General features: G+C 37.4%; 9 protein-coding genes. All 9 read left to right on the forward strand.

What is annotated here, in order from left to right; translation table 11 throughout:
• Nucleotides 1-562 precede the first annotated feature (562 nt).
• Nucleotides 563-2,164 (forward strand): primase C-terminal domain-containing protein, encoded by a 1,602-nt coding sequence (locus AC1DKZ_RS29850; protein WP_476997706.1) that lies wholly within the window; start codon nt 563-565, stop codon nt 2,162-2,164.
• 577 nt (nt 2,165-2,741) lie between these two features.
• Nucleotides 2,742-5,597 carry a type IV secretory system conjugative DNA transfer family protein gene (locus AC1DKZ_RS29855; RefSeq protein ID WP_476997701.1) on the forward strand — a complete coding sequence of 952 codons (2,856 nt, stop codon included), beginning with the start codon at nt 2,742-2,744 and terminating at the stop codon, nt 5,595-5,597.
• Entirely contained in the window at nt 5,597-6,439 is an 843-nt protein-coding gene (locus tag AC1DKZ_RS29860; RefSeq protein WP_098661270.1) for a replication-relaxation family protein, read from the forward strand. The genes AC1DKZ_RS29855 and AC1DKZ_RS29860 overlap by 1 nt, the downstream gene beginning before the upstream one ends.
• Before the next feature lie 32 nt (nt 6,440-6,471).
• Nucleotides 6,472-7,416: a conjugal transfer protein gene (locus AC1DKZ_RS29865; RefSeq protein ID WP_476997702.1), complete on the forward strand. Its 945-nt coding sequence runs from the start codon at nt 6,472-6,474 to the stop codon at nt 7,414-7,416.
• Between the two features lie 16 nt (nt 7,417-7,432).
• Nucleotides 7,433-7,687: a TcpD family membrane protein gene (locus AC1DKZ_RS29870; RefSeq protein ID WP_097877685.1), complete on the forward strand. Its 255-nt coding sequence runs from the start codon at nt 7,433-7,435 to the stop codon at nt 7,685-7,687.
• 61 nt (nt 7,688-7,748) lie between these two features.
• A complete protein-coding gene (locus AC1DKZ_RS29875) occupies nt 7,749-8,246 on the forward strand; it encodes a TcpE family conjugal transfer membrane protein (RefSeq protein ID WP_234932376.1) in 498 nt (165 codons plus the stop codon).
• Entirely contained in the window at nt 8,215-10,791 is a 2,577-nt protein-coding gene (locus AC1DKZ_RS29880) for an ATP-binding protein (protein ID WP_476997703.1), read from the forward strand. Before AC1DKZ_RS29875 ends, AC1DKZ_RS29880 begins: the two co-directional genes overlap by 32 nt.
• 19 nt (nt 10,792-10,810) lie before the next feature.
• Complete coding sequence (locus tag AC1DKZ_RS29885; RefSeq protein ID WP_476997704.1) at nt 10,811-11,281, forward strand: hypothetical protein; 471 nt, start codon at nt 10,811-10,813, stop codon at nt 11,279-11,281.
• On the forward strand, nt 11,278-14,552 hold a 3,275-nt coding region (locus tag AC1DKZ_RS29890), incomplete at its 3' end, for a CD3337/EF1877 family mobilome membrane protein (protein WP_476997705.1). The genes AC1DKZ_RS29885 and AC1DKZ_RS29890, both read left to right, overlap by 4 nt.

Here is a 14,552-nt window from a genome sequence, read left to right on the forward strand (position 1 = left end):
AAAAATATTTTCCGTTTAAATGCTTGTTTTATAAGGTTTTTTGGTGCTTTTATTATTTTAATTTCATATAATGTTAACAATAATAAAAAGTTAACAATCTGAAAAATATAAATAAAGACAAAGGGTTGCGGCCTGGAAAGAAAAGGAGTATATTTGTATTAGAACAGAAAATTATTCGCACAATTTAGAAAAATAGAGACTTATTTACATAAATTACATAAATAAACAAATGAAAATATAAATCTTACTAATGTCTAGCAGAAACAAAAAAGAATAAAAAAAAGCAATCTTGCTGTAAACAAGATTGCTTCGGGAACAAGCTACCTTAACCATAGCTTGAACCAATTCCAGTTTAGTTCGAACAAACTGGATGTATATTATTATTTTACTTAATGTCTGGGTCTATTGTACCATGAAATTTGTTGTCTATGCAATAAATTCATAGTCAATTTGAGACACCTTGTGACATGAGAAAATTAATATACAGGTTCGAATATGAAGACAGATAGCTTGTGCTATCTGTCTTTTTTGTTTCTCTGAGAGAGGAGGAACGCAAGTGAAGATGTATCGACAAATATTTCAAAATCAGTTTACAGAAGTAGCGAAACGTCAAGGAGATAAGCAAGTAAATGGCTATGATAATGATCACGGTTTTACTTTTTTAAGTAATAATTGTGAGGATTTTAAAGCGGTTCGTACATATAAAACTTTGTTTGCAATGACTCAAGATACTACATATTACACACCTAACACATTTTATCGTAATGACAAGCGCAATAAGGCATCTTTACGCTGGTTAAACGCAATGGTCATTGATATAGACGCAAAAGGCGGCAATGAAGAAAATAAAGGTTTGACGGTTCCAGATGTATTAGACCGCGTTGAGTGCGCAGGGCTTCCAGAGCCTTCTTTAATTGTTAAAACGCCGTCTGGTGGGTTCCACGTCTACTTTTATTTTGCTGTACCTAAAAGAGCCTATACAAAGACTATAGAGTTTTACGAGCGTATTCAGCGTGAAATTATCGCAAGTATCGGCGGTGATCCTGTTGCTGTTGGTGCAGAGCGTTATTTCCGTGTGGTTACAGATCAAAATACAGTTTATGAGTCTAATAATCGTATAGACTTCCAGGGGCTTATAGACTGGATGATCATACAGCAAGAAGACCGTTCTTTCTTTAAAAAGGTAACAGTAGGGCAATGTGATTTATTGTCTCATCCAGCTATTTTGAAGCTTCTACAAGGTGTAGAAGAAGGGAAGAGAGATAACACTTGTTATACGTTAGCTTTAACATTTAAAGCTTCTGGATACGCAAAGGAAGAAGCTGAAAATAAGCTTCGTGAATGGAATGCAAAGCTAGAAAAGCCTTTAACGGTATTAAAGGTAAAACAAAAGGTTCGTAGTGCGTTCCAGGGAACGAAAAAAGGGCCAGCGGCTTGCTATATACGTGAATTATCGGGAATGCCTTTTTCATATCGCCCGTTTGAAGGGAAAAAAGAGCGTGAAGATCGTCAATATAGCCATATGCAAGAATGGGAATCTGATATTTTAGCATACTTAGAGCAACAAAAAGGGGAAGTATCGGGATCACAACGCAAATTAGCAAAGGATATGGGAATACCTTTTTCATCTTTTAAGATCGTTATAGGCCGTTTACAAGCTTCTGACCGTATTAACCTAACGGTTACAGGAAAAGGGCGTGGGGCGAAGACAACACTTGAATTAGTGGCCCAAGAGCAAGCTATGGAACAAATTGAAGTTGAGCAAGAAAGAAACATAGATTCAGAGCCAATAGTGATGAGTGCGCCTGTTTTATCCCTTAAAAAAAATGAGCCAAATCCGTATACACTTAAAGATACGGTGGTGGGTGGGAGCTCTTTAATGTCTGGTATTTCGATCTCCCGGACCACTTATACTACTACTCTTGTAGGCACTCTTTCGGCTTCTCAACTGTCCTTTGTTCAACGAGTTTCTACAGTTACGTGTTTTCCTCTGGATCTCGTAGCGTATATCTATTCCTTTACTTTTACAGAGTTTCCAGAGCTCTCACACTCGTTCTTGTTTGAATTACTGACTACAGGTAGTTTATATCTTTATACACGTATTGAGGATCTTCTAATGTACTTGTTTTATGAGATACAAAATTACTATGAAGAAGTAGGATAACATGCTATTTTTTAGTGCTGGGGGACGTAGTCCGAAGGTAAGGAAATGAGCTTGCGAATGACGAGCCGAGGATTATATTTCTTTATGTTTTCCACTATTTATAGTTCTAATGTTCGTACTTATTTATAGTTATAACCTTCTGGTAATTGAAATTATAACCTCTAGAACAATTGAAATAATATAATGAATAATCTAATGAAAAACTTGTGGAATAATCCTCCAAATACTTGCGTAATAATTACTAAAGGTGCTTAAAAGTGATTATGCAGATTATTGTGTAAATTATTTTAAACAAGATGATTGAAATATAAGGGATTTTATGGTATAATATGGTTATCCAGAATACGAAGCTTTCCCTGGGGGATAGACTCATTCGTATGAATAGTCATCACACAGGCGAAAATTTTCTTTTAAACTACGTGCGGGCGGCGGCGGTTCATTTCCGAGTCTCGTCTCGTATCACATGCCAGCAAGCTGTCTTTATTCGGCTTTTACTGGTTGTACTGTTTTTCTCTGTCAGACGAGATTCTGACTTGTTACGCTGTTTCTCGCTCCAAATATGTTCGGAGGTGGGACGTTGTCACGCAGCAAACTAGACAGAGAAATTGACGATTTCGTCACTAAAAATTGGCCGATGCTTCTTATCTTGGGAGCTGGAGCCGCCGTATGGTTTTCACGAGATAAAATACTATCTGAAATTTCTCGGTGGATGCCAGTTGTAGTTCAAGTAGTACAATTATTGATCTTGGGGCTACTCGCAGTAGTAGTGTTGCAGATCATACGCCGTATTCTGTTGTATCAAATTGAAAGAAGACGTTACCGGTATGTTATGATCATTCCTCATGTAGATGATGAAATAACCGTAGACACTGTGGGCCGTATGATCCGTCAAGTTCATGGAGCGGGTCGCCGTCCGTTAGAGCGGTTATTTAAAGGTCGTGATTGGTATCGTTTGCTCGCGTATCGTCCAGAAGGAAAAGAAGAAAGATTGCGTTTTTATCTTGCAGGGCCAAATGATGGGATTAATCGTGTCGTCCAGGCATTTCGAAGCCTATATATTCATGCAGAAGTGTATGAACAGAAAATGGATGAAGTACCTTTCCCAACTTGGAGAGCTGTTGGCGGGCGTATGGTTTTGAAGCGTAGACATCTTGAAGCAACTTTATCATTAGCAAGATACACAAAAGATGTATTGCCGACTCTACTTAATGCAACGGAAGAAAAAACGTGGATTGATATTTCTTTTTCTCCAGATAACGGCCATCGTTTGATAAAGGGCATACGGAAAGCAGAAAAAGCAATTAAGAAAAGAAAGAAGCATAGTTCTGGTTTTGGCCTAGATGCTTTTGAGAAAGAAGAGTATAGAGATTTGAACAGACGTTTCGCAGGAAATGAAATGGCCTTTCAAGTCGCTGTATCATTCGCAAGTGAATATTATCCTGGTGTCCCTGTTCTCAAAAATTTGGGGAATATGGTTGCAAGTATTATGGCTGATGTAAATGAGCTTCGCTATCGAAGGTTAAAGCATTCAGTCTTAAAGGTTCCGTGTCCGAGTTATGGAAAAATGACCTGGACGGGGTCAGAACTTGCAAATTTACTTCACCTTCCAAAGATTAAGGGAGATAAAAAGGATAAAGTAGAAAAGAAAATTTTGTATCTCGATAAGGGAGAAGAAATGTTGCCCAAAGATTTGCTTAGTGATGGAATTGGTGTAGGTTATGCCAGACATCCAATGAAAAAAGACCGCCTGGTCAGAATAGCAAAAGAGCAAATGAAAAAAATGGGTGCAATAACCGGTAAAACTGGATCGGGTAAAAGTACAGTCGCAATGGCAATTATGGAAAGTGTCATGGATGAGTGGCTGAATGATCCAGAAAATGCAAGCGGTTTTTCTCTTTTTGATCCTACTCCAGACCTCGCAATTATCGCGCTAAACCGCATGTTGAAAGCGGAACTAGATGGAAAGCAAGTTGATTGGAATAAAGTGCATTTCATTCGCTTCCGGCATTCACAACATCCTCCAGCACTGAACTTACTTCATAGATTTCCTAATGAAGACACTCAAACAGTTATTAACTCAATTTTAAGCGTTATTAAATCAATCATCCCAGGTCAAGCACCTCAAACAGAACGTATTTTAAAAGCTACAATTGGAACTTTGCTAATTGATGGAAAACAAACACACAATACACTTAGTATTCCAATGTTTTTAACAAATGAGATATTCCGTGCACGAGTCTTATCGAATTTAGAGGGGCCAGAAGCAAAATATTATTCTCATTATTGGAAACATGATGTTGGAGAAGCTTTGGATGCTAGTATTCAGCCGATATTGAACAGATTAGACCTATTTAGAAGTACAACATATTTGAAAAGAATGTATGGTCAATCTGGTTTTTCATTAGAAATTAGGAAGTGGATGGATGAAGGTCATATTGTTTTTTATGACTTATCTGATATGGAATCAGACGATATTCAATTAACAATCGGATATATTATGAATCAATATCACCGTATTGTTCAACAACGCCCAATTGGATCTAAACTACATCTAGCTTTTATTGACGAAGCCCACAAAGTACAAGTACCAATCCTTCCAAAAATCGTAGCAGAAGACAGAAAATACGGTTTGGGCCTATGGCCAATTACACAACAAATCACAGGACAATTAGACAAAGCTTTGGCGGATGCATTAAAAGAAATTGGTGGTAATTTCTTTGTTTGTCGTCAAGGGCCAGACTCGGCTAAAGTGTTAGAAGACATTATGCAAAAGCGCTTTAGAGCACAGTATTTACAAGGTTTACCCGATCTGGTTGTAGCTGTTCAAACACAAGATAAAATTGATGGTAAAGCGCAGGATGTATGGTGCACGATAGAAGTTCCGCCATTAGATCGCTATTTACCAGATGGAAAAGTTGCTATTTATGGTAATGAAGCAATGACAAAAGCATCGAATGCGTGGACATACGCGAAAATTAAAGAGTTAGAGCAAACAGGAAAATCCATTGAAGAAATAGATAAAGAAATAGATCAGTTTCTTTACGGTAAAAGTGGATCTAAGAGGGAAAAAGTACCACTAGAGAAATCGGAATATTCAAAAGATTCAATTTTCAACGCTCTTGAAAAAGAAAAAGTTACTGAATCAGTGCAAAGTAACGAGATGAACACACCACTTTTAATAAAAAAACAGCCAGAAACATCAAATATAAGCATTAAAGAAGAACAACAAGCACAGATTATCCCATTGTTTCAAAAGAAACAGACAAAAGTTGTTCAAGAAACAGTAAAAGAAGAAAAGCCAAAAATAGAAAAAGTGGTTGAAGAAAGCCGACAACCAGAGGAACCAAAAGAGCAGACAGAAATAAAGAAATCTAAGAAGAAGGAAGATGGGAATAAAAGCATTTTTGACATGCTAGAGAGGGAGAAAACATGATGGCCCACCTAATGTTATCAGAAGAAGACCAAAAACTATTAATTGATTTGCATACTCATGTGTACTTAGACCTGGAATATATCGAATCGAAATGTTATCCAGGGCATCGGAAAAACTCCGTATATTATCGCCTTCGCAGGCTAGAAGAGGGGGAATACATCAAACATGAACATTTACCCATTCCTTCTATAAGAAATCAAGTGAGGAAGTCGGGAAGACCTCAAAACGTTTACACACTTACAAAGTATGGTGTGGAAATGGTTAGGGAGTTGAGAGGGGAAGTACATTGGAACCCTAGATGGTCAGAACGTGTTGCGACATTCGTTTATCACAGTCTTATGTTAGCCCATCTAGAGTGTTCCATGACACTTCAATCAGAAAAAGAGGAAGTATTAGAACTGAAAGAGTGGATAAATGAGCCTAGAGCAACATTTAGATATACAAAAAGTTCAGTTGATGTTATTCGGCCAGATGGAATTGCAGTAATTGGCGTTAAAGATAAGATTGATGCAAATGTAGGATTGTTTTTAGAAATGGAAAGGACATTTGGTACAAAAGATGTTCTTTTAAAGAAGATTAGACGGTACAACGATTTTTTACAACGTGAAGAAAAGATTGAAGAATATGACCAAAATGTAGGTTTTTCTTATCCAATTAGAGCGTGGAGATTGGTGTTTGTGGCTAGGGATGCAGCTAGAGAAAAAGAATTACTTAGACACTTAAAAGGGGTGGAGAGTCCAGAATTACCTGTTTATGTGGCTACTTTTGAGGAATATATAAAAGATCCATTTGGCCCTATTTATCGCGATTTAGAAAATCCAAAAGAAAAAGTAAGGATTTAATGAACATTGATAATTGAATAGGGGGGAATATATTGAATTGGAAAGAGTTACTGAAGAAGTTGAAGCCTAGCGGCAGCAGGCAGCAATTCAGAGCGCCAAAAAATCGAGGGCGAAAAATAGGCGCAATCATTTTTTGGGTGGCGTTTCTTTGGATATTTGCCGTTTCGGTTACTACCGTGATTAAGGGTAACAGTACAAAAGCGGTTAATGCTAGTTCTCAAAACGAAGAATTAAAGCAAAATACAGAGAATCAAGCAGTTAGACCAGAAGCGATTGAATTTACAAAGTCATTTGCTAAAGAATATTACACCTGGCAACGAACTGACGAGGGCAAACAAAAGCGTGAAGATCATTTGAAATCTTATCTTATGGAAAGCCTGGATAAACAGGGGGGATTCGATGTAAAAAGCGCTCAATGGGATTCAAATTACATTCAATCTGTAGTTAGTATGGTAAAAGAAACTGGTAAAGATCAAGCAAATATTGTTCTAAAAGTAAATTACAAATTGAATCGACCAAATGAAGAAAAAAATGCAACTCAATTTCTTTCTATTCCAATCACAGCAAATAAAAACGCATTTGTTATTTCTGGACTTCCCAAAGTAGTAAATATCAATGAAAAAGCCGAAATCAAAGAAAAAGAAGAAAAACGAGAAGAAATTAACAACTTTGATGTTAAACAGGATATAAAAGAGTTTTTACCAACGTTTTTTAAATCGTATACAACAGCCACACCAGCCGAATTGCGTTATGTATTAGAAGATAAAGACGTTAAGGGGCTTGAAGGTAGAATGAAGCTTGATAAGGTTGTTGATGCGAAGGTATATCCGGTAAAAAATCAAAAAGAAAAATACGAAGTGGATGTAAATGTCATTCTTGTTAATTCTGATTCAGAAGCGAAAATGACAATGCATTATAAGTTAGTTGTAAAGAAACAAAAAGGTCAGTTTGTAGTAACACAAATCCAGAATATTTAAGGGGAGGAATTTGGATATGTTTTTTACAGGACTATTGAAAAGTTTGTATTTAGGGATTGGCTTAGATGGGCTATTACAAGAGGTTAAAAGTCAAGGGACTATGGCCCTGTACGTGGTGTTTATCGTAGCTGGAATTTTCTTATTTGTGAAACGCGCATGGGGGCTTTTAGTAACTTTAATTTTTGGTGGCGGATTATTAATCTTCTTCGTACAAAAGCCAGATGTATTAAAAAATGTTGGTACATGGATTTCTGGACTTTTAGGGCTGTAAGAGAATGCGAGATAGGGATAGAAAAAGCAGACCAATTAAAGTCTACAGTTTCGGGAGCTTTATGAAATATGAAAGAAGACAATATGAAATATTAGGTTATCAACTTCCACGGCCCGTATCGTGGAAGTTGATGGGCTATTTTATATTAATTGTTGCGCTGTTTGTTTTATTAAGATGGTTTCCGTTAACAGGTTGGATCGTGGGGCCACTAGCTGATGACTATTACTTTCTTTATTATGTTGTACTCCCTATTTTGCTTGTATGGGGCCTAGATCGTTATAAGACAGATGGAAAATCATTTTTTGCCTTTTTTCGCTCGTGGATCACATTTAAAATGCGAACACATCAAATGAATAGATCAATGCGTTTAAGAAAACCAGAGATCTATGTTTTTAATAGTCCAATTTTTATCCAATATTCAAAAGAAGAAGTAATAAAACTTTCTTCTTCGCAATCTAAACAAACAGAAGATATTGCGGCGTTTGAACTTACATTTATTAATGAGGAAGAGGGAGAGGAAGCGATATATGCTGAAAACTTTAACGAGGTTCCCAACTAAACATGTTGAAGAAAATCTTTGCTTTAGTGTTGATGGAAGGGTTTGGTTAGGTTACGAGGTTGAAGGATTTGAGTATGATTTTCATGATGAAAGTACAAAAAAAGGTTATTTTTTAAATCAAACAACATTATTTACTCATTTAGAGTGTGACTTACACTTATTAGTTATCCCGCGCACAACAAACTCCGATGAAATTTTAGATGAACATATTAAAAGTATAAGCGGCCCAATGGCTCCAACGGGTCGCTGGCTTTTCGGGAAAATGAAGCAATATCTGAAACGTTCGGCAATGTCAACCGAAAATACAGAATATCACTTTTATATACTCGTTCAAGTCAATGAAGAAAAGAAGCAAAAACAGGCCCGAAATCCTATTGTTGAAACAGCCAAATTTGCTAAACGTATGAGACAAGGATTTACAAATGCAGCACATGAAGCAATAGGTTTACATGAATCAGATATTTTGGAAGATGAGATTGAAGAATATAAAGATATGGATGAAGTCATTCATGGTCAGTTGATTAATACGTTTAAATTTGTGAATCGTCTTACAGCGCCAACGCTTAAATTTTTAATTGAACAAAACTTTACACGCGGAATGACTGAACCAGAGAGAGTAAAAGAATGGAATATAGGGGAAACAATTGAACTGTTCGACAGCAACGGAAAACCTAAAAAAGTACGCCGTACCCGTATGCAGGAGATTGTAAAGCTTACAGATTGTTTAATTGATGAGTCACCAGGAAGATCCTTGATTTTAGAAAGACAAAATGAGGATGGTGATTTGGAGAAAATGCACGTTGCTTTCTTGGCTGTAAAGTCTATGCCAGAAGAATCCATTTTTCCAGGGTTAGAGTGGATATATCGGATTCAATCTCATTCTTTGAAATTTCCAGTTGAAATTAGTATCCGGGCACACCATATGGATAATGAAATAGTAACAAAGCAATTAACGAATAGTGAGCTGGAATTAAACGATCAGCGCCGTCAAGCAATGGTTGGAGGGAAAACAACAGATTTGACCATAGATCGAAAAGTAAGAGGGGTTAAACATGTTCAAGATAGATTTCAAACTACTGGAATGCCAGGGTATGAAATGAGTGTACTCTTTTGTGTATACGCTGAAAATAAGAAAACCCTTCAAACTAGAATTAATGCATTAATATCAGAATACAAGAAAATGCGAATTGAATTAGTAAATCCATTCGGTGACCAGCTTGCGTACTTTTATGAATTTTTACCTGGTTCACATCGTTATAATACTGACTTTAAATTATACGTGGAGCCTGGGGTGCTGGCACAGGGAATGTTTGGTGCAACAACTCAAATTGGTGATAACAAAGGGTTTTATTTCGGAAGAACAGCTAAATTAAACCGTCCGGTTTTCATCAAACCAGATTTAGCAGCTAAAGCTTTAGAAAATATAGCGAATGAATTCGATAGTTTGTCAGTTATGATTGCGGGCCAAACAGGAAAAGGGAAATCATTTTTATTAAATTTATTAGTTTACTGGATTGTAATGAGTGGCGGCCGTGCCTTTGTTGGAGATCCAAAAGGGGATAGGGGAGATTGGCCTATCAAACTTCCAGGATTCAAAAAAGATCAGTTAGAAGTATGGACATTAGGAGAAAGTGCAGAGGACGCAGGTTGTCTTGATCCATTTCGTATATGTAGTTCTATAGAAGAAGCGAAACGACTTTCTTTAGAATTACTTTCATTCTTAGCAAATGCAAATCTTGAAGACTCTAGATATGACTATTTAGTTGATGCAATAACGGAGGTTACGAAATTAGAAAACCCTTGTTTGACTTTAGTTAAGGATCAATTGAAAGAGAAGAAAAATCGAGATTTGACAGTTATGTCAGAAAAAGCATTAGATAGTTTAAATTCTTTAATTCATCGTTTAGAAACAATTGAAAAAACACCGTTAGCCGAATTATTATTCGGTAAGCCAGGGCAAAATTACCGTGTTTTAAGTCTAGAAAGACCATTACAAGTATTACAAATTCAACATTTACAATTACCAGATTCGAAGAAGCCAGCAGTTAGTATTATAGATAAACTTTCAGAGAGTGTATTAATTGCTATGACAGCCTTTGGAAAATCCTTAATGAACTCTGACAGAAGTGTATTTAAAGTGTACGTTCAAGATGAAGCAGCCAGTGTATTAAAAAACAGTGAAGGTTCGCGTTTAGCAGACGATATTATTCGTAAAGGCCGTTATCACAATACAGGATTATATCTTAGTACACAAAACGCCAGCGATTTTAATTCTGAAAATCGTGAGGTTGCCAATGTGGGTATGAAATTCTCGTTTGCTATGAAATACGATAAGGAAGCCGAGGAAATGTTGAGTTATTATAATCTCCCAATTACAGATGAGAATGTATCTATGATGAAAAAGCTTAAAAGGGGCCAATGCTTGTTCCAGGATATATATGGACGTACGGCAATCATCAATGTTGATCCAGTATTTAAAGAGCTAATGACGGCCTTTGACACTTCAACAAAGTCAGACGAAGAAAGAGAATTACAATCGGTATAGTCATCTGGAGGTATAGAGAATGAAGATAATGAAGCTTAATTTTAAATTTTTAATACTAGGAATGCTGGCACTGATCAGCATTTCTGGTTGTCAAATGGAATCGGATAAGGCAAAAGAAGCTGATAAGGTAGCTATGGAATATATACGCGCTTATGTTGATATGGACACGAAACAGTTAAATGACCTTTCATATAAGACTTATGATTTCGGGCCAGATAAGGTCGGAAATCCAGGTGCGAGTAAGAAAATAGGGAGTAAATATGACTTATATCGTTATGAGTTAGATGGGAAAAAGAATGAATATTACTACAAGGTTGTATATTATGATCCAGTTGAAGATAAGAAATTACGAGAAAGCTTATATATTTTACAAGATAAAAATGGAGCTTGGAAAAATTCCGAATGGGCCTGGGGGAGCACTCACAATTTAGATTCAATTGTGGGGAGTAAAGAACCTAAGCATGTTCACAAATGGGGTGAAGGTGAGTGAAAAGAATAGGAGCAATAGTGTTGCTCTGTCTGTTTACAATTTTGTCTTTTAATTCTAATGTGGCTCATGCGGAAGAAGATACCATTTCTAATCATTTATTTGAAGGTCATACAGATGGTTTATATAAGGATGCACATTATCAAATAGACACAGCTCCTTCTAAAGATGATGATAAAGGCTTTTTTTCTAAAGCCTGGGGCTACATGTTTGGTGATGATAGCATAGGGAAGGATATCCAAAGAAAAATATATAGTGTAACACAATGGGGAGTAGATCTTGCTTTTCAATTTAGCTTATTACTTGTGAAGGGTGTTCTATTTGTAGTAGATCAATCCCTTAGGCTAGATATTATTGATAGTGTGGCCGACAAGTTAGGAACAGCGATGCAGAATATTGCAGGAGTAGAAAACAATGGTTTTAAATCAGGTGGTTTGCTTCCTTCGATTATTTCGTTAACTTGTGCTTTATCAGCTTTTTATGCAGCTTATATATTTTTTGTAAAACGTCAACCATTAACAGGATTTTCAGAAATAGTAAAAACCGTCCTGGTAATAGCTGTTATTGTTACGTTTATTTCAAATGTATCAACGTTTTTAAGATCAGCTAATACAGTTAGTTCAGAAATTAGCATCCAAATTTTAACGAAAGCAACGGGGACAGTTGCAGGAGATCCAGGACGTTCAAAAGAGGATGCTATTTATGCAGTGAAAAAACAGATATGGACGTTACTTACTGAAAGACCATACTTATTTATGCAGTATGGGAAAGATTCAAAAGAAGGCATTGGAGAAGATCGAGTAAATAAATTATTAAAAACACCACCTGGGGAAGACAGAGTAAAGATTATAGAGCAAGAAATAAAAGATAAAAACGTAATGATGAAATTAGATAGTGTAGGGGAAAGACTTATTTTTACGATTGTGTATTACGTGGTTAATACATTTACTGGAATTCCAATTATATTACTTTGTCTTTTAACAATTGCTTTTCAATTATGGTTTATGGTTATGAGTATAATCGCACCAATTTGTATGGCTGTAGCATTATTACCAGGACAAAGAAGGGTTCTTTCTAGTTGGGCTACTGAATGGATCAGACCTCTTGCATTAAAAATAATAATGTCCGTGTTGCTGGTTATAGTGTTCACTATTTCAGAGCTAATATATACGCTTCCAGAATCGGGAGCGGCTGGATATGTATCAACTATGCTTCTTCAAATTGTAGTGTTTGTTTTATGTTATTTATTCAGAGATCGTCTTGTTGCTGCATTTAGTGCTTCTAAAGCAGCCTATAGGATGGCGACAGACGTTGCTTTAATGTCTGAAAGAGCGGTTGATTATGGAAAAGGATTTATTAATGATAAGTTCGGCTCCAATTCTAGTCGATATGGAGAAGATGAAGAAGACTATGTAACTATTAGTACAAACGATCCAGAAGCGCTTGCAGCAGCTACAGGATCAGAAAATATGGAATCTGATAAAGATAAGCCAGAATTAGAGACAACCGAACTTGAACAGATGCCAGAGGGCGAAGAGTTACAAGGAACAGACAGTAAAGAATTAGAGATTATGGAAGAAGAACAAGAAAATGAAATGGATTTAGAAGAACAAGAATTAGAAGAAGGTAAACAATTAGAAGATGTCGCGGCTATTAATAAAGGTCAATTAATGAGCTTAGAAGATGAAGTTGAAAATGAAGGTATTGAAGAACTACCACTTGCAGCGGGTGACAATGTATCCATTCCTAGAAAACTACGAAAAAACGAACCACAGATAGCTATACTACAAGGAGATTCCTCACAAGATGATGTTCCAGCTACTAACGATTTGCCAGATGTAGCGACAACGGGAACAACAGAAAAAATAGATGATGTAACAGTAACACCGRTTGAAAATGAAATACCAGGTCAAGAAGTGGGCGCTGGTCAAATTGAAACGCCGATTGCACCAGTAACACCGATTGAAAATGAAATACCAGGTCAAGAAGTGGGCGCTGGTCAAATTGAAACGCCGATTGCACCAGTAACACCGATTGAAAATGAAATACCAGGTCAAGAAGTAGCCGCTGGTCAAATTGAAACACCGATTGCGCCAGTAACACCGATTGAAAATGAAATACCAGGTCAAGAAGTAGCCGCTGGTCAAATTGAAACACCGATTGCGCCAGTAACGCCGATTGAAAATGAAATGCCAGGTCAAGAAATGGCTGCTGGGCCAATGTCAACACCAGTAACACCGGTTGCACCAATTGAAAATGAAGTACCAAATTCAGAAGTGGCCGCTGGGCCAATGTCAACACCAGTAACGCCAGTTGCACCAATTGAAAATGAAGTACCAAATTCAGAAGTGGCCGCTGGGCCAATGTCAACACCAGTAACGCCAGTTGCACCAATTGAAAATGAAGTACCAAATTCAGAAGTGGCCGCTGGGCCAATGTCAACGCCAGTAACACCAGCTGCACCAATTCATAATGAAGTGCCAAATCAAGAAGTAGCTGCTGGATCAACAACGCCAGTAACACCAGTTGCACCGATTCATAATGAAGTGCCAAATCAAGAAGTAGCCGCTGGGCCAACGACAACACCGGTAACACCAGCTGCACCAATTCATAATGAAGTGCCAAATCAAGAAGTAGCTGCTGGATCAACGACAACGCCAGTAACACCAGCTGCACCGATTCATAATGAAGTGCCAGGTCAAGAAATAGCTGCTGGATCAACAACGCCAGTAACACCAGCTGCACCAATTCATAATGAAGTGCCAAATCAAGAAGTAGCTGCTGGATCAACAACGCCAGCAACACCAGCTGCACCGATTCATAATGAAGTGCCAGGTCAAGAAGTAGCTGCTGGATCAACAACGCCAGCAACACCAGCTGCACCGATTCATAATGAAGTGCCAGGTCAAGAAGTAGCTGCTGGATCAACGACAACGCCAGTAACACCAGCTGCACCAATTCATAATGAAGTGCCAAATCAAGAAGTAGCTGCTGGATCAACAACACCAGTAACACCAGCTGCACCGATTCATAATGAAGTRCCAAATCAAGAAGTAGCTGCTGGATCAACGACAACGCCAGTAACACCAGCTGAACCGATTCATAATGAAGTACCAAATCAAGAAGTAGCCGCTGGGCCAACGACAACACCGGTAACACCAGCTGCACCGATTCATAATGAAGTACCAAATCAAGAAGTAGCTGCTGGATCAACGACAACGCCAGTAACACCAGCTGAACCGATTCATAATGAAGTACCAAATCAAGAAGTAGC

The organism is Bacillus sp. 05T21 (genome assembly GCF_056396785.1).